25 protein-coding genes and 1 pseudogene are annotated in these 26,431 nt (G+C 39.7%); 18 read left to right on the plus strand and 8 right to left on the minus strand.

Translation table 11 applies throughout. The features are described from left to right. Positions 1-101: 101 nt before the first annotated feature. From PSF27_RS04210 to PSF27_RS04250, 9 genes are all read left to right on the plus strand, one after another. Positions 102-1,172 carry an HlyD family secretion protein gene (locus tag PSF27_RS04210; RefSeq protein ID WP_206084241.1) on the plus strand — a complete coding sequence of 357 codons (1,071 nt, stop codon included), beginning with the start codon at positions 102-104 and terminating at the stop codon, positions 1,170-1,172. After that, the gene (rbbA, locus tag PSF27_RS04215; protein WP_272680915.1) at positions 1,169-3,925 is read left to right on the plus strand and encodes a ribosome-associated ATPase/putative transporter RbbA; all 2,757 of its coding nucleotides are present in this window, start codon (positions 1,169-1,171) and stop codon (positions 3,923-3,925) included. The genes PSF27_RS04210 and rbbA overlap by 4 nt, the downstream gene beginning before the upstream one ends. 2 nt (positions 3,926-3,927) lie before the next feature. Continuing rightward, the gene (locus PSF27_RS04220) at positions 3,928-5,055 is read left to right on the plus strand and encodes an ABC transporter permease (RefSeq protein ID WP_306803685.1); all 1,128 of its coding nucleotides are present in this window, start codon (positions 3,928-3,930) and stop codon (positions 5,053-5,055) included. 186 nt (positions 5,056-5,241) lie between these two features. Then, the gene (gene ahpC / locus PSF27_RS04225) at positions 5,242-5,805 is read left to right on the plus strand and encodes an alkyl hydroperoxide reductase subunit C (protein WP_206084249.1); all 564 of its coding nucleotides are present in this window, start codon (positions 5,242-5,244) and stop codon (positions 5,803-5,805) included. 126 nt (positions 5,806-5,931) lie between these two features. After that, positions 5,932-7,506, plus strand: a complete 1,575-nt coding sequence (ahpF, locus tag PSF27_RS04230; RefSeq protein WP_272680916.1) for an alkyl hydroperoxide reductase subunit F — start codon at positions 5,932-5,934, stop codon at positions 7,504-7,506. Between the two features lie 314 nt (positions 7,507-7,820). Then, on the plus strand, positions 7,821-8,321 hold the full coding sequence (locus tag PSF27_RS04235) for a hypothetical protein (protein WP_272681006.1): 501 nt from the start codon (positions 7,821-7,823) through the stop codon (positions 8,319-8,321). Beyond that, positions 8,321-8,665, plus strand: coding sequence for a tail fiber assembly protein (locus PSF27_RS04240; RefSeq protein WP_272680917.1), 345 nt, complete (start codon positions 8,321-8,323; stop codon positions 8,663-8,665). Before PSF27_RS04235 ends, PSF27_RS04240 begins: the two co-directional genes overlap by 1 nt. 88 nt (positions 8,666-8,753) lie before the next feature. Beyond that, a complete protein-coding gene (locus tag PSF27_RS04245; RefSeq protein WP_272680918.1) occupies positions 8,754-9,953 on the plus strand; it encodes a Shedu immune nuclease family protein in 1,200 nt (399 codons plus the stop codon). Positions 9,954-9,978: 25 nt separating this feature from the next. Next, complete coding sequence (locus tag PSF27_RS04250; protein ID WP_272680919.1) at positions 9,979-10,989, plus strand: protein NO VEIN domain-containing protein; 1,011 nt, start codon at positions 9,979-9,981, stop codon at positions 10,987-10,989. Positions 10,990-11,040: 51 nt separating this feature from the next. Here the strand turns inward: PSF27_RS04250 and PSF27_RS04255 are convergent, their stop codons facing one another. Beyond that, the gene (locus PSF27_RS04255; RefSeq protein WP_272680920.1) at positions 11,041-11,472 is read right to left on the minus strand and encodes a phage tail protein; all 432 of its coding nucleotides are present in this window, start codon (positions 11,470-11,472) and stop codon (positions 11,041-11,043) included. A 3-nt stretch (positions 11,473-11,475) separates the two neighbouring features. After that, complete coding sequence (locus PSF27_RS04260) at positions 11,476-12,789, minus strand: hypothetical protein (protein ID WP_272680921.1); 1,314 nt, start codon at positions 12,787-12,789, stop codon at positions 11,476-11,478. Here PSF27_RS04260 and PSF27_RS04265 point away from each other — a divergent pair. Then, positions 12,770-13,390 (plus strand): annotated as a pseudogene (locus tag PSF27_RS04265) (contractile injection system protein, VgrG/Pvc8 family); the annotation flags it as partial. The gene PSF27_RS04260 and the pseudogene PSF27_RS04265 sit on opposite strands and share 20 nt — an antisense overlap. A 45-nt stretch (positions 13,391-13,435) precedes the next feature. After that, positions 13,436-13,684 carry an ogr/Delta-like zinc finger family protein gene (locus PSF27_RS04270; protein ID WP_004254581.1) on the plus strand — a complete coding sequence of 83 codons (249 nt, stop codon included), beginning with the start codon at positions 13,436-13,438 and terminating at the stop codon, positions 13,682-13,684. Positions 13,685-13,805: 121 nt separating this feature from the next. Here PSF27_RS04270 and PSF27_RS04275 read toward each other — a convergent pair whose 3' ends face one another. Continuing rightward, on the minus strand, positions 13,806-15,008 hold the full coding sequence (locus PSF27_RS04275) for a hypothetical protein (protein ID WP_249890304.1): 1,203 nt from the start codon (positions 15,006-15,008) through the stop codon (positions 13,806-13,808). A gap of 203 nt (positions 15,009-15,211) precedes the next feature. Here PSF27_RS04275 and PSF27_RS04280 point away from each other — a divergent pair, with 203 nt between their 5' ends. From PSF27_RS04280 to PSF27_RS04305, 6 genes are all read left to right on the plus strand, one after another. Next, entirely contained in the window at positions 15,212-15,961 is a 750-nt protein-coding gene (locus tag PSF27_RS04280; protein ID WP_272680922.1) for a DUF4145 domain-containing protein, read from the plus strand. A gap of 667 nt (positions 15,962-16,628) precedes the next feature. Beyond that, positions 16,629-17,606 (plus strand): DUF1852 domain-containing protein, encoded by a 978-nt coding sequence (locus PSF27_RS04285; RefSeq protein WP_272680923.1) that lies wholly within the window; start codon positions 16,629-16,631, stop codon positions 17,604-17,606. Positions 17,607-17,635: 29 nt separating this feature from the next. Then, entirely contained in the window at positions 17,636-18,667 is a 1,032-nt protein-coding gene (locus PSF27_RS04290) for a methionine synthase (RefSeq protein ID WP_206084255.1), read from the plus strand. A gap of 142 nt (positions 18,668-18,809) precedes the next feature. Continuing rightward, positions 18,810-19,157, plus strand: a complete 348-nt coding sequence (gene yajD / locus PSF27_RS04295) for a YajD family HNH nuclease (protein WP_206084257.1) — start codon at positions 18,810-18,812, stop codon at positions 19,155-19,157. A gap of 259 nt (positions 19,158-19,416) precedes the next feature. Further along, entirely contained in the window at positions 19,417-20,682 is a 1,266-nt protein-coding gene (locus tag PSF27_RS04300; protein ID WP_272680924.1) for a M24 family metallopeptidase, read from the plus strand. 21 nt (positions 20,683-20,703) lie between these two features. Continuing rightward, complete coding sequence (locus tag PSF27_RS04305) at positions 20,704-21,369, plus strand: CerR family C-terminal domain-containing protein (protein WP_272680925.1); 666 nt, start codon at positions 20,704-20,706, stop codon at positions 21,367-21,369. A 65-nt stretch (positions 21,370-21,434) separates the two neighbouring features. Here PSF27_RS04305 and PSF27_RS04310 read toward each other — a convergent pair whose 3' ends face one another. Together PSF27_RS04310 and pdxR are read right to left on the minus strand one after the other, a co-directional pair. After that, positions 21,435-22,013, minus strand: a complete 579-nt coding sequence (locus PSF27_RS04310; protein ID WP_206084444.1) for a YebB family permuted papain-like enzyme — start codon at positions 22,011-22,013, stop codon at positions 21,435-21,437. A gap of 101 nt (positions 22,014-22,114) precedes the next feature. Continuing rightward, positions 22,115-23,602: a MocR-like pyridoxine biosynthesis transcription factor PdxR gene (gene pdxR, locus PSF27_RS04315; RefSeq protein WP_206084263.1), complete on the minus strand. Its 1,488-nt coding sequence runs from the start codon at positions 23,600-23,602 to the stop codon at positions 22,115-22,117. Between the two features lie 102 nt (positions 23,603-23,704). Between pdxR and PSF27_RS04320 the strand changes: the two genes are divergently transcribed. Then, the gene (locus tag PSF27_RS04320) at positions 23,705-24,163 is read left to right on the plus strand and encodes a GNAT family N-acetyltransferase (protein ID WP_206084264.1); all 459 of its coding nucleotides are present in this window, start codon (positions 23,705-23,707) and stop codon (positions 24,161-24,163) included. 99 nt (positions 24,164-24,262) lie between these two features. Here PSF27_RS04320 and PSF27_RS04325 read toward each other — a convergent pair whose 3' ends face one another. The 3 genes from PSF27_RS04325 to PSF27_RS04335 all read right to left on the minus strand — a co-directional run bounded on the left by PSF27_RS04325 (position 24,263) and on the right by PSF27_RS04335 (position 26,378). Beyond that, a complete protein-coding gene (locus PSF27_RS04325) occupies positions 24,263-24,802 on the minus strand; it encodes an NADAR family protein (RefSeq protein ID WP_206084272.1) in 540 nt (179 codons plus the stop codon). A 102-nt stretch (positions 24,803-24,904) separates the two neighbouring features. Then, positions 24,905-25,627: an amino acid ABC transporter ATP-binding protein gene (locus tag PSF27_RS04330; RefSeq protein ID WP_206084273.1), complete on the minus strand. Its 723-nt coding sequence runs from the start codon at positions 25,625-25,627 to the stop codon at positions 24,905-24,907. Next, positions 25,614-26,378: an amino acid ABC transporter permease gene (locus tag PSF27_RS04335; RefSeq protein WP_206084275.1), complete on the minus strand. Its 765-nt coding sequence runs from the start codon at positions 26,376-26,378 to the stop codon at positions 25,614-25,616. The genes PSF27_RS04330 and PSF27_RS04335 overlap by 14 nt, the downstream gene beginning before the upstream one ends. Positions 26,379-26,431: the final 53 nt, after the last annotated feature.

Genomic DNA, 26,431 nt, shown 5'->3' on the forward strand with positions numbered 1-26,431 from the left:
TTTATTTCGCATATTAACAATTATATGGCTTTATTAATTTCACCAGGTTAATAAAAATAATTGTTGTTCATTGTTTTCTCATTTAATGGAAAAGGGATGGTATGAAAATAAATAAGCAAAAAATATCTTTTTACATCATTTTAATACTCATTATTGCAGCTGGTGGTTTTTACTACTGGAGCATAAATTCAGGTGGGTTACCCTCTGGTTTTGCGCAAAGTAATGGGCGCATAGAAGCGACAGAGATTGATATTGCGACTAAAACTGCAGGTCGAATTGAAACCATCAATGTAAGAGAAGGGGATTTTGTCAAAGAAGGGCAAGAATTAGCCCGTATGGATACTCGTGCGCTTCAAGAACAACTCCATGAAGTCCAAGCACAATTACGCCAAGCGATTAGTGCTGTCACCACCGCAGAGTCTGCGCTTGCTCAACGCAAAAGTGAAAAAGTAGCCGCTCAGGCAGTGGTACGCCAACGCGAAGCTGAACTTGATGCCGCACAAAAGCGTCTTAATCGTTCAAGAGCATTGGTGAGAACTAAAGCGGTTTCTCAGCAACAGGTTGATGATGATACCGCGCAAATGCAGGGCTCACGTGCAGCTTTAGAAGCATCAAAAGCCCAAGTTGCTGCAGCAACATCTGCGATTGACTCTGCAAGTGCTGGCATTGTTCAAGCTAAAAACCGAGTCGATGCAGCAACCGCTACAGAGCGCCGCATTATGGCTGATTTAGACGACAGTATTTTAAAAGCCCCTCGTAATGGGCGTATTCAATACCGTGTTGCAGAGCCTGGAGAAGTCCTTGGCGCTGGGGGGCGAGTATTGAATATGGTGGATTTAAGTGATGTATACATGACGTTCTTCTTGCCAACAGAAGATGCAGGAAAAGTGGCTCTGGGAAGCGATGTGCACATTATTCTTGATGCTGCACCTAATATTGTTATTCCTGCTAAAACGACCTTTGTTGCCAGTGTTGCCCAGTTCACACCCAAAACCGTTGAAACACAAAATGAACGCTTAAAACTGATGTTCCGCGTTCGTGCGCGTATCTCCCCTGAATTACTCGAACAACACCTTGAATATGTGAAAACAGGTCTACCAGGTAAAGCTTATGTCCGTTTGGACTCAAATGAATCTTGGCCTACTGAACTTGAGGTGAGATTACCACAATGACCAATAAACTGATGGATGATGTGATCATTGATATACAGCATGTCAGCCAGCATTATGGTGAAAATTGTGCATTGGATGACATTGTGCTGTCGATTCCAGCTCGCAAGATGGTTGGGTTGATAGGGCCTGATGGTGTGGGGAAATCCAGCTTGATTTCGTTGATAGCAGGGGCGCGGGCTATTCAACAAGGTAATGTGTTTGTACTTGATGGCGATATGAATGATGCTGAACACCGTCGCGCAGTATGCCCTCGAATTGCCTACATGCCGCAAGGGCTTGGTAAAAACCTCTACCATACCTTATCAGTGTATGAAAACGTCGACTTTTTCGGGCGTTTATTTGGCCAATCAAAGGAGGAAAGGGAATATCGCATTCAGGATCTACTTGAAAGTACGGGGTTAGCGCCGTTTAAAGACAGACCTGCGGGTAAATTATCAGGGGGCATGAAACAAAAACTTGGTTTATGTTGTGCGTTAATCCATGATCCAGACTTGTTAATTCTTGATGAGCCTACCACAGGGGTTGACCCCTTATCACGTGCTCAGTTTTGGGATCTCATTGATCGTATCCGTTTGCGTCAAACTAATATGAGTGTATTAGTGGCAACAGCCTATATGGAGGAAGCGGAGAGATTCGATTGGCTGGTGGCAATGGATGATGGAAAAGTATTAGCGACAGGGCATGCATCGGAATTAAAAGCCCAAACACGATGTGATGATCTAGAAGCGGCTTTCATTGAACTATTGCCAGAAGAAAAACGCAGTGGCCACAAGAAAGTGGTGATCCCTCCGAGAGACACCTCAAAAGATGATGTTATCGCAATTGAAGCGCAAGATTTAACGATGCGTTTTGGCAATTTCGTTGCTGTTGACCACGTGAATTTTAAGATCCCAAAAGGGGAAATATTCGGTTTTTTAGGTTCAAACGGTTGCGGTAAATCAACAACGATGAAAATGCTGACTGGGCTTTTGCAGGCGAGTGAAGGGCAGGCTTGGTTATTTGGGCAAGAAATTGACCCGAAGGATATCGAAACGCGTAAACGAGTTGGGTATATGTCACAGGCTTTTTCTCTGTATAGCGAACTGAGTGTGGAACAAAACTTAGTTTTACATGCAAAACTGTTTCATATTCCAGAAGACAAAATTGCTCGTCGTGTTGATGACATGTGCCAACGGTTTGAACTTGATGAAGTCAGGGATACGATGCCTGATGATTTACCATTAGGTATACGCCAGCGCTTATCTTTAGCGGTTGCGGTGATCCACGAACCCGAGATGCTAATACTGGATGAACCCACATCGGGTGTTGACCCTGTAGCCAGAGACATGTTCTGGAATTTAATGGTTGATCTATCAAGACGTGACGGTGTCACAATATTTATCTCTACGCACTTTATGAACGAAGCGGAGCGCTGTGACCGTATATCCTTAATGCACGCAGGTAAGGTACTTGACTGCGATACCCCAGTTAATCTCACCAAAAAGCGCGGTTTGGCGACACTCGAGGAAACCTTTATTGCTTACTTACAAGATGCCGTGGGTGATGCAGGACAAGGAACCGAAACCGCACCTGAGTTCCATGTTGATCCAGAGCTAAAAGAGCAAGCCACAGAAGCTTTAAAAAAACGCTTTAGTTTACGTCGCTTATTCAGCTATTCCATCCGTGAAGGTATGGAGTTGCGACGAGATCCAGTGCGCTCCACACTTGCTTTGCTTGGTACGGTGATCTTGATGTTTATTATGGGCTACGGGATCAGTATGGACGTTGAAAACTTACGTTTTTCTGTGCTAGACCGTGACCAGACAGGCTTAAGCCAAGGTTATACGTTAAACCTTGCAGGTTCCCGTTATTTTATTGAACAGCCACCTCTTCAAGATTATGACGCACTTGAAGAAGGCATGCGCAGTGGTCAAATCACTGTCGCTATTGAAATACCCCCAAATTTTGCTCGTGATATTGCCCGTGGAAGTAATGTGAAAATCGGTGTTTGGATTGATGGTGCAATGCCAAATCGTGCAGAAACGGTTCGCGGTTATGTTCAAGCAATGCACCTTGCATGGTTAAGTACCATGGCGGCTAGGCAGCCTGTAGGGGTAGCAGGTATGCCTGCTATTGATATAGAAACGCGGTATCGTTATAACCCTGACGTACGCAGTTTACCTGCGATTGTTCCTGCCGTTATCCCATTGTTATTAATGATGATTCCAGCAATGTTAAGTGCATTAAGTGTGGTGCGTGAAAAAGAGTTGGGTTCAATTATTAACCTTTATGTCACCCCGATCACCAAATTAGAGTTTTTACTGGGCAAACAGCTCCCCTACATTTTATTGGGGATGTTTAACTTTGTACTGCTTTGTATTTTGTCGGTGTATATTTTTGGTGTGGAATTTAAAGGCAGTTTTTTAACGTTGACCTTGGCTGCATTTTTGTACGTTAGTATTGCAACAGGGATTGGATTACTCATCTCTTGCTTCATGAAAAGCCAAATCGCGGCCATTTTTGGTACGTCGATCATCACATTAATACCCGCAACACAGTTTTCGGGAATGATTGACCCAGTTTCATCATTAGAGGGAATAGGGCGTTGGGTGGGCATGGTTTATCCAACCTCACACTTTCTCACTATCACGCGAGGGACTTTCTCCAAAGGCCTTAACTTGTTTGATTTACAGGCATCATTTATCCCGTTGTTGATTACAGTTCCTCTTGTCATCGGGCTGAGTGTATTGTTCCTGAAAAAACAGGAGTCCTAATGATGATACATAAAATTCAAAATATCTTTAATTTAGGTGTTAAGGAGTTACGAAGCTTAGGGCGTGACAAAGCAATGCTGGCTTTGATTGTTTTTGCTTTTACGGTTTCGATTTATTCATCCGCAACGGTGACACCAGGGTCTTTACATAACGCTCCGATAGCCATTGCAGACCAAGATAAGTCGCAGTTATCAAACCGGATTATTAATAGCTTCTATGCCCCTTATTTTTTACCGCCTGCGGATATTACGCCTGATCAAATAGATGGCTTGCTTAACCGAGGTTCATATACTTTTGCCTTGGATATTCCGCCTAATTTTCAACGGGATGTCTTAGCGGGTAGGAGCCCTGAAATTCAAGTGAATATTGACGCAACACGTATGAGCCAAGCATTTTTAGGGAATAGTTATATTCAAAATATTACCCTTGGTGAGGTCAATGAGTTCTTAGCGAAATACCGCAGTAATGCGAGCTTGCCTGTTGATTTGGAAGTACGGATGCGCTTTAATCCTAACCTAACCCAATCGTGGTTTGGTTCCGTGATGGCAATTATTAACAATATCACTATGTTATCGATTGTTTTAACGGGGGCAGCGTTGATCCGTGAACGAGAGCATGGCACGGTTGAGCACCTAATGGTGATGCCATTGACGCCTTTTGAGATCATGATGTCTAAAATATGGTCAATGGGATTGGTGGTGCTGATTGCATCAGGAGTTTCATTGATGCTAGTAGTGAAGACACTGTTGCAAGTCCCAATCGAAGGCTCGATTTTGCTCTTTATGTGTGGCGTTGCTTTAAGTCTTTTTGCGACAACATCCATAGGTATTTTTATGGGGACAATCGCCCGTTCAATGCCACAGTTTGGGTTATTAATGATTTTAGTCTTATTGCCATTGAATATGCTTTCTGGTGGGATGACGGCGCGGGAAAGTATGCCACAATTAGTGCAAGATATTATGTTAACGATGCCGACCACCCACTTTGTGAGCCTTGCACAGGCTATCTTGTATCGCGGAGCAGGCTTCCAGATTGTTTGGTCACAGTTTGCTATTTTACTGGTTATTGGCAGTGTTTTCTTTGCACTCGCCTTAATTCGTTTTCGCAAAACCATTGCCACAATGGCGTAATAACGTCCTAAATTGCCTACCTAAAAAGAAAACGCTTGCTGAATGCCTCAGTAAGCGTTTTAATGATTTGCCTATCAATTATTAATAAATGATTAGATTATGCCTATCAAATCGATAGCGCGTACTGATTGGATTAAGTCGCTGTAAAACAGTAACTTAATAGGCAACCAAACAGGAGAACATCATATGTCATTAATTAATACTCAAATCAAACCTTTTACTAACCAAGCATTTAAAGATGGCAAATTCATCGAAGTTTCTGAAAAAGACGTTGCGGGTAAATGGAGTGTTTTCTTCTTTTATCCAGCTGACTTTACGTTTGTTTGCCCAACTGAACTGGGTGACGTTGCAGACCACTACGAAGAATTCCAAAAATTAGGTGTTGAAATTTTCTCTGTTTCTACCGACACACACTTTACACATAAAGCATGGCACGCAAGCTCAGACACTATTGGTAAAATCAAATATGCGATGATCGGCGATCCAACAGGCGCATTAACGCGTAACTTTGAAAACATGCGTGAAGCTGAAGGCTTAGCAGACCGTGGTACATTTGTCGTTGACCCTCAAGGTATTATCCAAGCGATTGAAATCACTGCTGAAGGTATTGGTCGTGATGCAGCAGACTTACTGCGTAAAGTGAAAGCGGCTCAGTACGTTGCAAGCCACCCAGGTGAAGTTTGCCCAGCTAAATGGAAAGAAGGTGATGCAACATTGTCTCCATCTTTAGATTTAGTCGGCAAAATCTAATTAATCTTTTGATTGAATATTAGATGACTCGAGTTACAGGTATTTAGTGCAATGATGCCTTGCCTGTAACTTGCAGTATGGCGGGTATATGTACCCGATTTTAGGATTAAAATTAAAGGGGATTACATGCTCGACAACAATTTACAGGCCCAATTAAAAGCCTATTTAGAACGTTTAACTAAACCCGTTGAATTAGTTGCCAATTTAGACGACAGCCAAAAATCAAACGAAATTAAGCAATTGCTCGATCAAATTGCCTCGTTGTCTGATAAAGTGAGTGTACGTGAAGAACGTAATAGTGCGATAAGAACGCCATCATTTTTAATTACTAACCCAGGTATTGATAGTGGTTTGCGTTTTGCAGGATCGCCACTGGGACACGAATTTACCTCTCTTGTGCTAGCACTATTGCAAATTGGTGGGCATCCATCGAAAGAAGCGCAAGAGTTATTGGAACAAGTAAAAGGCCTTGAAGGCGAGTTCCAATTCGAAACATATTATTCATTATCTTGCCATAACTGCCCTGACGTTGTTCAGGCATTGAATTTAATGGCAGTTTTAAACCCAAATATCAGCCATACCGCCATTGATGGTGCGCTTTTCCAACATGAAATTGATGAGCGTAACGTGATGGGCGTTCCAGCCGTTTACCTAAATGGCAAAGAATTTGGCCAAGGCCGTATGACATTGAGTGAAATTGTCAGCAAAGTTGATACTAACGCAGATGCACGTGCCGCTAAGTCATTGACTGAACGTGAACCTTTTGAAGTGCTAGTGATTGGTAGTGGTCCCGCGGGCGCATCAGCTGCAATTTACACCGCACGTAAAGGTATCCGCACAGGTGTTATCGGTGAGCGCTTTGGTGGCCAAGTGATGGATACCGTTGATATTGAAAACTATATTTCCGTTATCAAAACGGAAGGAGCCATTTTTGCTGGCGCATTGAAAAACCACGTTGATAGCTATGATGTTGATGTTATTGATGGTCAATCAGTGGCTAAACTGATCCCAGCCGCTGAAGAAGGTGGTTTACACCAAATCGAAACAGCATCTGGTGGTATTTTAAAATCACGCAGTATTATTATTTCGACAGGTGCGCGTTGGAGAAACATGGGCGTTCCTGGTGAACAAGAGTATCGCACCAAAGGGGTGACATTCTGCCCACACTGTGACGGTCCGTTGTTTAAAGGCAAACGCGTTGCAGTTATTGGTGGTGGTAACTCAGGTATTGAAGCTGCCATTGATTTAGCGGGTGTGGTTGAGCATGTCACTGTGCTTGAGTTTGCGCCAGAACTTAAAGCAGATTCTGTATTACAACAAAAAGCACGTAGCTTGAAGAATGTCGATATTATTGTAAATGCCCAAACCCTTGAAGTAAAAGGTGACGGTAGCAAAATGACTAGCCTTGAGTATAAAGACCGTACAGACGAAAGTGTGCGTTCTTTAGAGGTTGCAGGTGCATTCGTACAAATCGGTTTATTGCCAAATACCAATTGGTTAGGTGATACAGTTGCAAGAAACCGTATGGGCGAGATTGAAATCGACGCACGTAATGAAACCAGTGTAAAAGGCATTTTCGCAGCAGGGGATTGTACAACAGTGCCTTACAAGCAAATTATCATCTCTGCTGGAGAAGGGGCAAAGGCCGCACTTAGCGCATTTGACTACCTTATCCGCACAAGTACCAGAACCGCTGAATAGGTGTAATTTATTTTATATTCAGTGAGTTGTAGTCAAAAGGCACTCGGGGGCGAGTGCCTTTTTTTTGTACATAATCTGTACAAAAAAGGCTCAAAAGTGCCTAAAAGTGTTCAAGTGTGGACAACTTGTGGACGATCTAAACGCTGATTTGGTGGTACTTACAGCGGAGAAATACATCCCAGTGTGGACAATTTGTGGACATGCAAAAGTTAAATTTGTATAGCTTTTCGTCGTCAAAATCATCCTAAAACGAACAATCTATTAAGCTAACTAATAAGCCGTTGAGCGCTGATATTAGCTTAACGGCTGGTGATGTGAGCGCATACACGAAAACCGAAACCGATACCAAAGTCGCCGATGCGAAAAAGGCGGGTACAGATGCACAAGCCACGGCAAATGCAGCTAATACTGCGGCAACCAATGCCAATAATAACGCGAATGGCCGCGTGCCAAGTGGACGCAAAGTTAACAATAAAGCTTTAAGTGCAGATATATCCCTTACGGCAGGAGATGTGGGCGCTTATTCTAAATCAGAGACTGACGACAGGATTTCTAATGGTGGGTTAGGCCAAAAGCAAACTTGGCAAAATTTATTATCATCAAGAGCCGCTGGTGTGACATATACAAACACATCAGGTAAGGCAATATTTGTTGCCGTTTGTAAAAGAGGTAATGGGTTAATTGAAATTAAGGTTGACGGGGTGATTGCAGGTCAGGGAGAGGATTGGTCATTTGTATGTGCTGTTGTACCAAATAACTCAAAATATATCTGTACCGTAGTCGGAACAATGACAGCATGGGCGGAGCTGAGATAATGAAATACTACAAAAATAGAAACAATGAAATATATGCTTACGAGTCAGATGGGTCACAGGATGAATTTATTGCTGATGATTTAGCCCTTATTTCTGAGCAAGAGGCATTAACAATCACCAATCCGCCGCCATCAAAAGAACAATTAATCGCTGAGGCAAAGTATCAAAAACAAGTGTTATTAAATGAGGCTACCGCCGCGATTGCACCTTTGCAAGATGCTGTTGACCTTGGTATTGCTACAGATGAAGAACGAGCGCAGTTAAGGGCGTGGAAAGAGTATCGAGTACAGGTGAATAGGGTGGATGTTGGGTTGGGGATGAATGTTAATTGGCCTGAAATGTAGATTGTTATGGATAGTGTGATTTTGTTTGTAGCTTTTAATGAGGAAAAAAATTATATTTCTACATTATTAAATATAAAAGGATTTTTGCATGATAAGTATCTATGGGGAAGATGAATTTGTATATTTAGATTACAAGGTTGAGAATGCTAGTTATGATTGGGTTCTCCATGAATTTGAAAATGGAAGAACTATTTGTTTACTAAGAACATTTTTTTTCCGTAAAAAAAAACTGATTGGAAAAGAAAGTGAAGGAAGGTATTTATTTGTAATAGGTGAGTTGATAGGTGAATATTATAAAATAGATAGTGAAGTTTTGGATATTACTTCTAATTTCTATATTCATAGAAATGTTAAGTTTTCAGTTAAAAGCTTTGTGGCACATAGAAATATATCCATCCCTAGAAAACTAAGTAATATTATAGATGGTGATATATACATTGGTGGGGAGCATGATGGTAATATACCTGAAAGTGCTTATTTTGAACTTATCAAAGAATTTCCTAACAGTTATGAATTAGATAGGTACACAGAATCAAGAATATCATTGATTCTTTCTGAGTATATAAATCAAAAACGTGATTTCTTTAGTCAGTATAACAAATATATGAATAAAAAAGTCACAATAAGTTCTGAGAATATTTTAGGGCAATATGCACTTCAAGAGATTATTAAATATGAAAATAGCCTTTTGAAGCTAAATGAAATGCTTGTTGATTACAAATCATACAATGAAAATTCTTGGCAGAAAGAGGTACTGCAAATAGTATTGTTATTATTCCCTAAGTATATTCACGTGGCTGAAAATGTAAAAATAAAAGATGAATATAGGGGAAAAGATCGATTCATAGATATAGTTCTAGTCGATTATGATGGGAATTTAGATATTATAGAAATAAAACAACCATTTGAAAAATGTATAGTTACAAATAATGGTTATAGAGAGAATTACATACCATTGAAGGAGCTTTCAGGCTCTATAATGCAAGTTGAAAAATACATATTTCATTTGAATAAAAGTGGAGTTGAAGGTGAGAGATTAGTTAGCCAGCGTTTATTTCCAAATGGTGAAATGAGTATAAAAATAACTAATCCTAATGGCATTGTGCTTCTTGGGAGAAGTCATAACCTTACAGATGAACAACGTCATGATTTTGAAATAATAAAAAGAAAATATAAACATATAATAGATATTATTACCTATGATGACCTGCTTAACAGATTAGAAAATTTAATTAAATTTTGGAAATTGAAGGCTGAGATTAATCCTGGTGAGGCACCGAAAGATTAAGAAGATATAATTATTAAGGAAAAGTATGGCTATTTTATTTTGTAACATTGGATGGATGGAAAATTACCGTGGAGAAACTACGGATAAAATAATTAATGGTGGTTCTTACGTAAGTGAAATGAAAACAGGTCATGAAAACCGAAACTTTTTGGAGTTTGGCGGTAAATATTATGGTTATGTAAGGAATAGGGGCTCTTCTTTTGATTTAGAGCGAATTTCAGGCAATGATAATATAAAAGAGCCATACATTGATGGTGTTGATGTTATCTGGTGCGCAACTAGTCCTAGTGATGGGAATGTTGTCATTGGGTGGTATAGAAATGCACGTGTTTTTAGGAATATTCAAAAACTAGATGAGAATACTGCTAAACCAAGAGCTCATTATGATGAAGAGGAAAGTTATTGGTTTGAAGCTGATGCAAAAGATAGCTTACTGCTTCCTGTAGAAGAACGAACTTTGAGAGTACCTAGAAATGGAAAAGGTTTAATGGGAACATCACCTTTTTGGTATGGGGATAGCCGTGAAGGCGCTGACTTTGTTGAACGAGTGAAGAGAATTATAAATTTAAGAACCTCTTTAATAAATGAACAACAAGACAGTATGACGCAAGAAGATATTATCTCTGCTATTTATAATAGTAATCCTGAGCTAAGAAGGAAAACAGAAAAATCAGCAGTTGCAAGAACGACGGAGTACTATGAGAAACAGGGTTATAGTATAAAAAGTGTTGAGCGTGACAATGTTGGTTGGGATTTAGAAGCATATAAATCTGATGAACTATTAAGAATCGAAGTTAAAGGTTTATTTGGCCTTGGCAAACAAATTCAGCTAACCCCCAATGAATATAGACACTTCTTAAAAAATGAATCTGATTATAGGCTTTGTATTGTCAATAATGCACTTTCTGATGAAGATTTTAATTTATATGTATGTTTTTACAGTTCTAGAAATCAATGTTGGTCAATTGAAAACTGTTCAGGTGGTAAAGTGAATTGGAATGAGTATGTTTCGGCAATAGTTCAAATTACTGCATAGTTATATTAAAAAAATATCATTCCAGTTGATAGAGCTGGAATGATAATTTGGTTATTGTATTGTAATCAACTCCCCAACATCCACACCTGCCAGCCTTTCCCTCACATCTTCATTCACCCGACTCAAAGACAGGGTAAAATCTATTTTCTTCGCCTTACCATCGGTAAAAAATTCCGTTCTATCAGTCACTAAATTGGTGATCACATACATCCCATAAATGGTTCCTGTACCTTCAATCAAAGGCAGTGGCTTAGCCACATAGGCCGAGATTTTCAATAATTCCAGCGATACATCACCGCCGGTCACTTCGGGATAAAGCGTACCGGCTAGTGTGATCTTATCTTCACCGGCGCCGATGTACTGCCATTTTGCACTGCGGCCAACACGGTCATTTTTCACATGGCGCCAGTCAAGTGAATGGTTAAAGGTTTGATAAGGGGCGGTGCGTAGCTCAAACACAAACATGTCATAAATCATCATCATAATTTAGTCCTGATCTTTTAAGCTGGAACGGCGGCGGCTATCACGTTCACGTAACAAGGTGGATAATTGCTGTTTCACAATGTCGGAAATTTCTTTTTTATTGCTCATATCAACACCGTAAAAATTCAACTCAAAAGTATTGTATTCCGGCTGCATGATTTGGCGTTCTGGCCGTGTCGGCGATACTGCCACCGGTACCGCATTTAATTTGGGTTGAATAGGGGCTAACGTATTGATCAAAGCATCATTGAATTGTGGAAATAATGACGCTTTTTTGGCGGTAATGCGGGGCTCTTGATATAGCCCATTAACGGCCGTTACTGCCGGAAAGTTTTTAAACACAATATCGCCGAGTTTATTTCTATCGACACTTTCCGCGGCGTCACTTAATGCAGATTTACTGCCTTTGGCTTTACTCTTTTTCTCTGCGCCGTCATACACCAAGGTGCCGTATTTTTCTGCATTTTCTAATGGGTTAACGTCATTGGCTTTTTTCTGCAACTCGCTGCTTTTTTCAAGCTGTTTACCAGCTACGGTTACACTACTGGTGATTTTACTGGTTGCCTCGGCTTGCTGTTTTTGTACCTGTTCGTTGGCCTTGGCGGTTTTCCCTGCATAAGCTGAAACGGAGTTCAGCACTTTGAAAGGGTCTTTTTCGTTCGGGTCAACTCCCATGGCACGCGCCGCATCTGCGGCAGCTTCGGCCGCGGAGGGGATAACACCCAGTTTTTCTAATATCCAGCCAAGGCCTTTGGCGACTTGCTGAATGGGAAAAAATAGGGCGCTGATAGCTTTACCCACCACTTCGCCAAACACTTGGCCTGCTTCAGTACACGATTTCAATTCTTCCGTAGATAATTGAACCGGTGACAGTAATTCTTTAAACCAATTCCACACCTTGCTGACGGCATTTGAAATGCCATCAAATATCGGGGCAAATGGTGCGAAGGTGGCGCTGAAAGCCAAACCAATTGGCGCAAGGGCAGACGTGAAACCATCCCAAAACCCGCTAAAAAAGGCTTTAATGGGTTCCCAATATTGATAAATTAATACCCCAGCGGCGACGATGGCCGCAACGAATAAGCCGACAGGGCTTAATAACAAAGAAAAGCCGCCACCAATAAGGCTAATGGCACTACTACCCGCGGCCATTAAGCCGCCAAAACCTTGAGCACTGGTAAGCATAAATAGACTAAGTCGCATCGCGGCAAACGGCACAATCACCGTGGCAGCGGCAAGGGCTAACGCGCCAAGGGCAGTGACTAGGGTGGCAATAGCAATCCCACCGACGGCAAGGATTAGCTTTTTAACGCGCATGGCTGAAATGCTCGGCGCGATAGCCACCATTAAAAATGGCAGTTTATTATTTATCGTGCCTAATCAGGGAGTCACGCAAAGCGGCAAGCCGTTACCAGTAATCACAATCATGCGGGAAAGTGGGGATAGGCATTATTTCCGATTGGCCGACCGGCAAGCGTACACAGGCGTACAAGCTTACTGGTTAGATTTGAACTACGGCAAACAAAAGAAAACCAATCTTAAACGCAAGCAAAAGCCCAAAAAAGAGAAGTCGAGCAAAAAAGAGGGCGATTACATCGAGGGTGCTGAGGGTAATGTTTTTGTGATGCGACAAACCTTTAAAAACGAACAATCCGCTAAGCGTGCCGCCGCGGCCAAGTGGTCAAAATTACAAAGGGGCGTAGCAGAATTTAATATTACGTTGGCCGAGGGGCGAGCCGATTTATACCCTGAAATGCCTGTCACGGTAACTGGCTTTAAGCCGACCATTGATAGTCACCAGTGGGTGATTAGCCGAGTGACACACACCATTGATGGGAACGGATTTATTACCCATTTAGAACTGGAAATAAAAATCAAAGATGTTGATATGACGGATGACGAGCAAAACGATGGATAATTGATTATAATAACGTCAGGCATACCCATAACCCAAGGTTATAAAATGGCGTTCAATTGTCCAAAGTGTGGCGCTGTGACTTATACCAAAACCAGTAAATCCATGAGTAGTGAAACCCGTAGAAGCTATCACCAATGCCAAAATTTGCTGTGTGGCTGCTCTTTTACGACAATAACCTCAGTGGAAATTTATCTCACAAAAACAATCCCCCAAGAGTTGCCAGAAGGCTTTGAAATCCCGATGGATGAGCTACCTAGATCACATCGGGGAGAGAAACAGATGGAGATGTTTTGATATGTGGATTCGACTTAAATATCTACCTTACATGATAAAAGGTCGTATATAGTATTACAATTTCAAGTAATATTATAAATAAGCTGAGGTTACCAGCTGTTTAGTTTGGAGATTAATTTGGTCATTTAAATTTTTTAAGAATAAGTATTTCATAGAAAAAAGTCGCTTTGATAAGATGGTTCAAGTTATGAACCTCTCTAAATAATAATAAAGTTTTACGAAGAAATTCCATAAAAGAAATTTCTTCGTACTTATTTCTTTCCATGCCTTCCTTTGATGGGTAATAGGTGATTTTTTGTGTCGACTCTTTATACTCATATTTATAATGAGCAATTCCATTTCTAAGGCGGCTATCGATAGCCTCTTTATTTATGGAATAAAAACAATCATCAATAAATTTTATTTTTTGTCCTAAATCTATATCGGCAAATGTATTTAAAGAAATAAGTTCTTTTCTAATTCCTTGTTTTTTTGTCATTTTCAAAGATGCTTCAAATTCATTATGGTCAGCACGTTTTAGCAGATTGTTTAATCCAGCAACTAAAGTTAATTGACGAGCAAAAACCTCAGCTAAATCTTTGTAATAGTTATTACAAAGGTCAAAGTCAGCAGTAGACACGCGAACTGGCACAGGGCGATATTTATCTTCATTTATATAATCATAAAAAAAAGCTGTTCGTAAGGGTAAATCAAATTTAATAAGTTTTGGATATAAACTTAAACAATCGTAATGAAGATTCATTAGAAATTTATTTGAAATTATTTCATTAATAAAATCGATGGTTTTTTCAGTATGGTTTTCATGTAAGTACATATATATTTTAGGGAAATTAATTGCTAAATTTTCATTTTCCTCATGAAGTGTAAATGGAGATGACATAATTGATGTTGCAGAGTATAGCGCTGCCAAAATGTCCTCTTTTTTATGAGATTTAAGTTTTATATTAGGTATTTGGGCACAGGATTTTTCAAAGTTACTAATATTTCCTTGTTTATACTGTGTAATAATACGCTCTAAGTTTCTTTCCATTGGATGAAGGTTATTCAAAAGTTCAAGACGAGCAGCTAAATGAAAATATGAATCTTGACCTATTTCACTGATCACTCTGAAAAATGTGGTGATTCCTTTTTGATATTTTCCGAAATAAACAGGAAAATCGAGATGAAGATCAACGAAATGGTTTTTACCTGTAAAAGGAGAATCAAACTCAGGAATATCAATAGCACCTGTAAGGTGATCATTTTTAGTTCCAAATACGAATGTAATACGCTCTTCACAAACAGGACAAGCAAATTGGAATGGCTGAGTATCTCTGTTTGACATACCAATTCTACAATCAATTAAAGTCTCACATGTTTCACACTGAAAGCATTTGCATATATTCATATTTTTACCCAATTTATATTTTAAGTGGATTTATAGGATTTATTTAATTATCTCACATCGAAATAATATTAAAATGATCATTTTTACAGATTATGGTAAATATAAGTGCTTTAAATGTTGTAAATCACAATGGATAAATAATGTCAAAAATCACAAAGAAATTTACTGAAAACTATTCTAAAGGTTTGGTAGTTAAAGAGATTTGCGTTCAGTGTAATAGAGAGACAAACCATGAAATCGTCACTTCTTACGAGTTACACGGTCAAGAGGATTGTGGTGGAGGTCATACTATCGAGTGGGGTAATTCTTGTCAGGTAATCCAATGCAAAGGCTGTGAGGTCTTATCATTTCGTGAGGAAAATTCTTGTTCAGAAGATGTTTATCTAATTAGTGATGATGAGTGGGACGATGGAACAAGAATAACTTTATATCCTAAACGTTCAGAGCATATGATAGTAGCAAAAGAATTCGATAATGTTCCTAGCTCTCTCGTAAGAATTTACAAAGAATCAATTGAAGCATTTAATAATGATTCATTTGTTTTGGCAGCCGCTGGTTTAAGAGCACTTGTAGAAGGAATCTGTTCCTATTTAGAGATTTCAGATGGCCCAGTAATTTTAGAGAGTGGTAAAACTATAAGAAAAAATAACCTAGAAGGCAAAATATTCGGTTTAAATGAGCGCGGTCACTTAACTGTTAGCAGTGCTAAATCTTTGCATGAGCATCGATTTATGGGAAACAATGCAGTTCATGCATTAAAAAGATCGACGCGAGGAGATTTACTAATTGCAATTGACTTGTTGGAACACTCTCTTAATGAGATATTTGAAGTACAAGCTAAAGCTGAAGGACTTGAAGTATCTCGAAAGCTTCGAGAAGAACACCTTTAGCTAAAAAAGTAAGTTATAGTGGCTGCATTTAACATTAATACTAAAACCAATTTTAGTTAGAAAAACTACTCCTACCCATTGAAAAATAAGCAAAAATAAAGCCTCTCGTCAAAAGAGGCTTTATAAGTGTGGTCAATATGTGGACATTAACCATTGACTAAATCCATTTAAATCAATTATTTAACTCACTTTTAGAACGCCGCACTTAGCGCATTTGATTACCTCATCCGCACAAGTACCAGAACCGCTGAATAGATGTAATTTGCTTTATATTCAGTGAGTTGTAGTCAAAAGGCACTCGGGGGCGAGTGCCTTTTTTTTGTGTGTAAACTCTGAACATTGAAATATCAAACTAGGCTCCTCGTAAGTTCAACACCTATCAATAACCAGGCTTATCTCATCTTTTTTACTTATACCTTTTTAATCTAAATTATGTGATACAGATCTAAATACTGCACAAAGCCAGTCATATCCATGATCATGAATTTCATTCATGTTGTAGTGAAATTAAGTCGCTTTCACTCATTCAGCGGCTCTGGCATAAATGAATTAACGCTAAAAAGTTAACTTATTTACAACATAAAGATTGATGAATGAGAAACAAAAACTTCTAAAAAATCAAGAAGTCAATTTAGTTTCCATCTTGGAATTTAGGGGCGACAAGACGATGAACAAAAATTTTACATTTACGATTAAAAGTAGTCTTTTTGATGAAAATTATAATCCTTCTGAAAATACACGGATCACAACTAACTTTGCTAATTTAGCTAGAGGGAAAAATCGTCAAGAAAATTTGCGTAACACGCTTGCCATGATGAACAACCGTTTTAATACGTTAGCCTATTGGGATAACCCGAAAAGTGACCGATATGCAATTGAGCTTGAAATTATTTCTGTGGAAATGCGTGTTGAAAATAATGCCAATACCTTCCCTGTGATTGAGGTATTAAAAACAAACATCGTTGATAACAAGACGGGGCAACGTACAGAGGGAATTGTCGGAAATAATTTTTCTTCTTATGTCCGTGATTATGATTTCAGTGTTTTATTGTTAGATCACAATAAAGACCAAACAAACTTTAGTATTCCTGAAAAATTTGGCGATTTACATGGAAATATTTTTAAATGTTTTGTTAACTCGAACGAATACAAAGCACATTTTAATAAGCCGCCAGTTATTTGTTTAAGCGTCTCAAATAAAGATGTTTACCATCGCACGGGTAATCAGCACCCAGTATTAGGTATCGAATATCAGCAAAATGTAGCTTCATTAACGGATCAATATTTTAAAAAGATGGGATTACAAGTTCGTTATTTTATGCCACAAAACAGCGTTGCTCCATTAGCCTTTTATTTTACGGGAGATTTGCTGAGCGATTACAGCAATATTGAACTGATTAGTACGATCAGTACGATGGAAACATTCCAGAAAATTTATCGCCCAGAAATTTATAATGCAAATTCAGTTGCAGGGCAATGTTATCAACCGAGTTTAACTAACCAAGATTATTCGTTAACAAAAATTGTTTATGACCGCGAAGAACGTAGCCGATTGGCTATTGAACAGGGGAAATATACAGAAGAGCATTTTATTGAACCCTATAAGCATATTCTAGAACAATGGTCTGCTAGCTACGCACTTTGATTAATGATAAAAATTTAAGGTCAATTATTATGAAAACATTATTACCAACATCTACCGCTGGCAGTTTACCAAAACCTTCTTGGCTTGCTCAGCCTGAGACTCTTTGGTCGCCTTGGAAGTTAAAAAATGAAGAATTAATTGAAGGGAAACAAGATGCGCTGCGTTTATCCCTCGAAGATCAATTGCGTGCTGGGATTGATATTGTGAGTGATGGTGAGCAAACTCGCCAGCATTTTGTGACTACATTCATTGAACATCTCAGTGGCGTTGATTTTGAAAAGCGTGAAGTGGTTAAAATCCGTGATCGTTATGATGCGAGTGTTCCGACGGTAGTTGGGGCTGTTGAGCGTCAAAAACCAGTCTTTGTTGAAGATGCTAAATTTTTGCGCCAGTTAACGAAACAGCCGATTAAATGGGCATTACCAGGCCCAATGACTATGATTGATACGTTGTATGATAACCATTATAAAAGCCGTGAAAAATTGGCATGGGAATTTGCTAAGATCCTGAATCAGGAAGCAAAAGAGCTCGAAGCCGCAGGCGTTGATATTATTCAGTTTGATGAGCCTGCGTTTAATGTATTTTTTGATGAGGTGAACGATTGGGGGGTGGCGGCGCTGGAAAGGGCGATTGAAGGCCTGAAGTGTGAAACAGCAGTGCATATCTGTTATGGATACGGCATTAAAGCCAATACAGACTGGAAGAAAACGTTGGGTTCTGAATGGCGCCAATATGAAGAAGCATTCCCTAAGCTGCAGACTTCGAGTATCGATATTATTTCACTGGAGTGCCATAACTCCCATGTTCCAATGGATTTAATTGAGCTCATTCGTGGCAAAAAAGTGATGGTCGGGGCGATTGATGTGGCAAGTAATGTCATCGAAACGCCAGAAGAGGTCGCTAATACGTTGCGTAAAGCACTTCAATTTGTGGATGCAGATAAGCTTTATCCATCAACTAACTGCGGAATGGCACCACTGTCGCGCCAAGTTGCGACGGGTAAACTCAATGCCTTAAGTGCAGGGGCAGAGATTATCCGTAGAGAGCTGTTAAATAAGTAATCTATTCGAATAATAGCGAATCAAGAGAAACCCAGAATCAATATCTGGGTTTTTTGTTGCCTTAGATTTCTTATTTCAGTCTAACTTGAGGTATATTAGATGAATTATCATTAAATAATTTTTTGAAATAGGAATGTCGGCAATGGCTCTAATCCCTAAAAACTACGCACGTTTAGAAAGCGGCTACCGTGAAAAAGCCCTAAAAATTTACCCTTGGGTGTGTGGACGTTGTACTCGCGAGTTTGTATATTCGAATTTACGCGAGTTAACGGTTCACCATATCGACCATGATCATACCAATAACCCTGAAGATGGCAGCAATTGGGAGCTATTATGTTTATTTTGCCATGATCATGAGCATTCAAAATACACAGAAGCAGACATGTATGGCACCAATGTTGTGGCGGGGGAAGATGCACAAAATGATATCGAAGCGGCAACTTATAACCCATTTGCTGATTTGAAATCGATGTTAAACAAGAAAAAATAATAACAAGTCACCTATCGAAAAATAAGCTAGAGTCTTTAGCTTTATCTTATTTGCCTTTAACTAAGCCTCTGATAAAGAGGCATTTGTGTTTTAGGCGAGCTGTTTCCAATGGATTAGAATCTTTCACTGTTTGATTGCATATCAAAATAGAATTTAGTCATTAGCACAAAATGGTCAAGCAAGGGTTTGACTTTATTTCTCAATGCGGACTATATTTAATTCATTCAAATGAATTAAATATAAATAAGAGAGGAAACAGATGAATAACCTAACGATACCAAGTCCATTTTCGTTTGAAGAACGCGATAGACGATGGGGGATTGCGCGGAAAATCATGAACCTGCATGATCTTGAAGTCCTTATGGTTTATGGGGACAGGGAATCAGCGGCACCCGCACCGTTTTGTATTGATCACTATTTCACCAATGATCGTTTAGGGTCGGTTGTGATCTTCCATCAAGATAAAGCCCCACTGGTAGTCACATTCGCCCCCATGATGGTAGCTGATCATATGCAAGCACAAATGCGAGGTGATAGGCAGTGGATATCACCAGAGCAAATAGTTGTAGGGAAAACAGGGCGTAATATTGCGCAGGTATTTGTTGATTTAGGTGTGTCTGCAAATGCGAATGTTGGTGTAGTGGGGCTAGAGCCTTACCCGCCATTTTATTTCGATGGTGCAATGCCGTATAACACATTGACGGGAATAAAAGCGCGTTTACCTCAGTTAAATTTTGTCCCTGTTTACCGCTCGTTTTTTCAACTCGCCTCGGTGAAAAGTGCAGAAGAACTTGAACATGTAAAATATGCTGCAATGATAGGTGAGGCAATGAGTGAAGCGATGCGTTCTACAGCTATTGTCGGTAATTCAGAGGCGGATATTGCGGCTGCAGTCACCGCGAAATGTTTATCTATGGGGGGATTCACTGCCGAAATTTTGATGGGTTCAGGACCTGAATATATTGGGTGGGGTCAGCCTGCGTGGCAATACCGTTCACAAACGCCACGAAAGATACAGCAAGGTGATATTGTGTTAACAGAAATATTTGCTCTGTATGGCATGTATGAAACACAGCACCAAGCTGCGGTTGCGGTGGGGAAAATTCATCCCAATATCGAAAAAGCGGCAGCTGTTGCAAGGGAATGCTATGAAATTGGTGTTGAGTACCTTAAAGAGGGGGTCACATTCGGTGAAGTGGTGGATGAAATGGAAAAACCGCTGTTAAAATCGAAGGGGTGGCATGTACATCCATTGATCCACAGTATTAATCCTTATGGGCCTATTGGCTTTGGCACAGCCCCTGGTATAGAGTCATTACCTATTGCCCAAAAATACCGTCAATTGGAACGGTTGCCAAATCCAGGGCGTGAATTAGTTTTGCAGGAAGGGATGACGTTTGCCTTTGAACCTAACTGCGCATTTGGCTATCATTTATGTAATCTCGGTGGCACAGTGGTTGTCGGTAAAGATAGGGGGATTGAACTGAATAATAATTCTACTTATCTTATGCGCGCGGACATATAATTTTAGGAATAACAGCAAGATATGAATGACACAAATAAAAACATACTTTCATCAGAGTTAACGAAAGAAAAGTTAATTAATGAAGGGATTAAACAATTTGCGATTCATGGCATCAATGGCGTTCGTACGCGACAATTGGCTGAAAGTGCGGGTGTTAACCAGTCTGCAATTCCCTATCATTTAGGGGGAAAGCTAGGTGTTTATTGCGCTGTTATTCAAAAAATTGCGAGCGATTTATCTCGGGAAAGTAATGTTCAGGCGTTTGATGCACAGCTTAAACTAGCTATGCAACAAACACCTATTGAGCAGGCGCAAGCAAATCAGTTAATTAGTTTATTGATAACAGGGTTAGGGAATGCGTTGTTATTACCAAAGCATGAATATTATTCCGTGCTTATTCTTCGTGAGCAACTTGAGCCTACAGAAAATTATGATGTTATTTATCGGGACTTTATCGAACCTTTCCATATACGTTTGTCAGGGCTGATCCAAACGATTAATCGCATTGATAAACAAACCGCGATTATCCGAGCTCATGTATTGATAGGACAAGTATTAGGTTTTGTTGTCGCGCGAAAACCTTTTCTTAAGCGACTCAATGCTCAGCAAATTGATGAACGTTTATTGAGTGATATATTGCAGCAAATCAGCTTGATGGCAATTCAAGCTTTAATGATAGGGAAATAGTGGCTTAGTATACTAAGCCACTTTTAGGCGACGTTCGGTGACTTCGCTAATATTCTATTCTTCAATTAGTGGATATCTTCGTGGCTGCGGTAAACTAACGATAGCTCAGGATGATTCCACAGACTGGCGGGCGTTACAGTAGTGCGTTCCCAAGGTATTTGACCAATAAACCAAAGTTTCCAAAAATTTAATTTTGCATTCGGATTCTTTGTTAATAATTCTTCAAACGTTTCAATTTCACCAATTTGTACAGATAAGGCAGATTGGTAAATATCAAAGACAAATTTAGAACAAAATTGCCTTGGCGACTCATAATTAAACCCCGTATGGTAAAACTTATTTAAACGGGCAGGGACTTGTGCAACCAAGGCATTTTTTTGCTCTTGTGTTAACGAGTTGGCGAAACGGCGCACACTATAACGCTTATCTGAAGAACGAGCGATAAAACGTGAAAGTGTCGTGGTTGTGGATAAAGGCACACGGCTTTCGGCAATTAAATAATCTTCACCATCGTGCCCGATGATCATACCGACATGGTTGCTCCAACATAAAGAGGCTGAAGCAATTTGACGAAATAACTCGGTACCAATACTGGTAAAAACAATATCACCCACTTCATATTCATAGGGGTAGTTTGTTTGCATCATTACAATACCTCAATATAAATGAAAGAATATCATTAAGGTATAGTTATAAAGCTTAGCAAAAATCTGACTATCAGATAAAAGCGTAAAATCTTCTTTGTTTAGCTTGGGTATATCTTATTCATCTGCTCACTTAGTAACTTCACATTGTGCACAATATCAGTTTCAGTATGTGCTGCATAACCAAATAAAATGGCGTTTTGCTTGGTACTTTTAATGCAATATCGTGATAAAGGCTGTGCACCAAAACCTAATAAGCGGCACTGTTCAAGTATAAGATTAATATCGTACCCAGCCTTTATCCAACATACAGTGTGTATTCCTGAATCTGTCATTTGTACTTCAAATAAATGAGGGAGGTACAGGTTAATCGCATTGAAAAACGCGTTCTGCCTATCATGGCATATTTTGCGTATTTTACGCACATGGCGAGCATAGTGGCCCTCTTGAATAAACTGGGCTAGAGAGGCTTGCTCTAGGTATCCACAATGGCTATCACTGTAGTATTTCATCATGGTAAATGCTTCACTCAGAACTTCTGGCACAATTAAAAAACCTAAGCGAAACCCTGGGTACATCATTTTTGAAAATGTGCCCGCATAAATGACTCTTTGCTGGTTGTCTAAGCCTTGTAATGCTTGAATTGGCTTAGATAAAAAACGGAACTCGCTGTTATAGTCATCTTCAAAAATCCATGCATTATTATGTTGTGCCCAGTCAAGCAATGCTAAACGGCGGGATAGACTTAATGTAGTGCCTAAAGGAAATTGATGGGAAGGAGCGGTATAAACTAATTTGGCATCTCCATGGTGTTTCGCACCATAAGCGATATCCATGCCTTCGGAATCGGATGGTATCGGTGAAACTTCAGCCCCTGCTGCAGTTAAAATAGCGCGAGCGCTGTCATAGCCTGGGTCATCAAGCCAAACTTTATCACCTTGTTGTAACAGTACTTTCGCAGCTAAGTTAATTGCCTGTTGGGTTCCATTGACAATGATAATTTGTTTCTCTTTGCAGTGAACGCCGCGAGTGGAGTGAACATAATCCACCAGCAATTTCTTAAGGGGCGTAAACCCATCTGGATGATTGAAAAAAGGGATAGTTTGTTTCGATTTACGCCAAACACGGCCTAATAATCTTCCCCATAGTTCATGAGGAAACTGATCAACACAACCAATACCAATATTAAACATTTGGCGCGATTTTGTATTTGGTCGTGATTGATTCCACAAACTTGTCAATATTGCGACTTTAGGATTAAGATTAAGTGCATTATATTCAGGCTGCTTAATTGTTTGTGAAGTCGATGCTGTACGAACTAATTCGTCAGGAATATTTGCTGACACATAAGTGCCAGAGCCTTTTTTGGAATACAAATAGCCTTCATCAATTAACCTCTCAAAGCCTGCAATGACTGAGTTACGCGAAATAAACATCATCTCAGCTAAAGCCCTTGAGGACGGTAGTTTCACACCTGAAGCTATACGACCATCTAAGATTGCATTGCGGATCGTGTGATACACATTTTCTTTTATATATCCCTTATCAAGTAGGAGCAATGGAAACTGAGCTTGTTGTTTACGTCGCATAAGTGGATCCTAAATAAATAACAAAAGTGTATCTTATACAGCACCAGATGGGATTGTACTATAACCACATTATGTAATATATCTACAAATGGAAGGGTTATTATGAATAAAGCTACATTACCAGTTACGATTGAGTTTGTTGCCCCAGAACATTATCCAGAATGGTTAGTGTATTGGTTGGAATACCAAAAGTTCTATCAAGTTGAATTAAGTGAAGAGGTAACATTAAAAGCTTGGGAGCGTTTTTTTGACGATAATGAGCCTATGCACTGCGCAGTCGCTCTTGAAGATGGCAAAGTGGTTGGTTTCGTCAACTATTTATTTCATCGTTCAACATGGGCAAAAAATGACTTTTGCTATTTAGAAGATTTGTATGTCACGCCAGAAATGAGAGGGCGTCACGTTGGTAAGCAGCTTATTGAATTTGTTCAAGTGCAAGCACAAGATAAACAATGTGGTCGCTTATATTGGCATACACAAGAAACTAATTTACGCGGGCAAAAACTGTATAACTGGGTGGCAGAGAAACCAGGGGTGATTGAATATAGAATGCCATTGTAATCAATGTAGTAGCATATCCTACATTTCAGTGACTGACTGACCCGTTGTTTGATAACAACGGGCTTTTTAGTGGAGTGGGATTAAGTGCAAAAAATATGTTTAACTTGCGAGTTGGGAGCGAACTTCCATTAAAGCAAAACCTAAAAGATTTAATCCTTTCCACGTGAGTGGATTTTCGATATTTTCTGCATCTTCGGCAAGGCCTATTCCCCATATCTTATCAACAGGGCTGGCTTCAACTAATACGCGCTCGTTGGTTGAAAGTAAAAATGTTTTAAGTTGTTCGTTTTGGCTAAACTTGGCCATATTCGCGGCAACAACAATTTCGAAACGTTTATCATTCCAAACATCTTGTTTAAATCCACGAACCTCGCGACCAAACGCTTTTGCTGCTCCTGGGTTAGGCGCATGAATGATTTTTCCTAACGTTTCAATATCACCAAATAAACGTGCTTTTTCTGCCATCATAAAATGCTCTGCACTTGCGAATCGGTGCCCATCGACAATAAACGGTGAAGGGTACCACTGACTAAAGCAGCTTTTCGTGACTTGATTTTGTTTGGTTTGGTGCCCCCAGAAAAAAACATATTTGAATTTTTTCCCTGAGCGGTAATGCTTACAAAGGCTTTTAATATCCATAGGTTAAGTTTAATTATATAAGAATAATATTCTTAGCATACGGAGAAAAAAGGAATTGAGCTATCAGAAAAGCCTGCTTATGTTGATAAGCAGGCGGGGTAATTAGAGAACTTTGCTTAAAAACTCTGCAGTACGAGGGTTTTTAGGTGCTGAGAATAGTTGTTCAGGAGGACCTTCTTCTTGAATGATGCCTTGGTCAATAAACATAACGCGATCCGCAACCTCACGGGCAAAACCCATTTCATGTGTGACAATAACCATCGTCATACCTTCAGTTGCTAACGTTTTCATAACAGACAATACTTCACCAACTAACTCAGGATCCAGTGCTGAAGTCGGTTCATCAAATAATAAAATAGACGGCTGCATTGCTAATGCTCGTGCAATGGCAACACGCTGTTGCTGCCCACCAGAAAGGCTTGCAGGCCACGCATCAATTTTATCTAATAGGCCAACTTTGACTAAAAGCTGCTCAGCTTGTTTTAACGCTTGCTCTTTTTTTAAACCTTTAACGAGTGTCGGAGCCATCATCAAATTTTCAAGCACTGTCATATGTGGAAATAAATTAAAGCGTTGAAAAACCATACCAACATTTTCACGCATTTTATTGAGATCTGTTTTTGGGTCATGAACATCAAATCCATTGACTTTGATTTCACCGCCGTCAGGGCGTTCCAGTGCGTTTAAACAACGTAAAAAAGTACTTTTCCCTGAGCCAGAAGGACCAATAACACAGATAACTTCTTGCGGATGGATCTCACAAGAGATTCCGCGTAAAACATGGGTATCCCCAAATTTTTTTTGTAAATCATTAACGTAAATCACTTCTGCCCAACCTTCTTTCCATATATTGCACTAACTGAGCGAGTATAAATGTCAGCATCCAATAAATTATTGATATTGTTAAGTAGGGTTCCCAGTATGTGGCATATGCCCCAGAAACAGTTCGCGCAGCATAGGCGAGATCGGCCAAACCAATTGCGGAAGCAAGTGATGAATCTTTGACAATAGCAATCGCGTTATTACCTAAAGGAGGTAGAATTCGGCGGAAAGCTTGCGGAAGAATGACCTTACGCATTGTTTTTGCCCAACTCATTCCTAACGCCCGCGAGGCTTCCATTTGCCCTTTATCAATTGATTGAATGCCTGCACGAAAAATCTCAGAAACATAAGCCCCTGAATTTAAAGTAATAGCAATGACACAAGATAAAAATGCACCATAGTCAGAACGTAGCATTTTGGCGGTATCAACGGACATTAACCCTGATGTAACGAACAACCCATCACGCGGATTAATAAATAATGGAACCAATGCAAAATGAACAACCATTATTTGTACAAATAATGGTGTACCACGAAAGGCGCTAACATAAAAACGCACGGGCCATTGTACGAAATAGCGTAAAATGGGTTTCCAAATCCCTTGTTCCGCTTTGGCCGTTCTCCCCAGCCCAAGCGTGAGCCCCCACAAAGAGCCTAAAATAACGCAAATAATGGTGGCCTTTATGGTCATTAATGCGCCTTCAGCAAATAGTGGGGCGTACTCTTCAATTATTTCCCAACGAAACGCAGACATCTTAATTTCACCCTGATTTATAACGAGAAAAAGCCACCTAAAGATGGCTTTAA

Origin of the sequence: Providencia sp. PROV129 (genome assembly GCF_028482245.1) — a bacterium.
Classification (GTDB): Bacteria; Pseudomonadota; Gammaproteobacteria; order Enterobacterales; family Enterobacteriaceae; genus Providencia; species Providencia vermicola.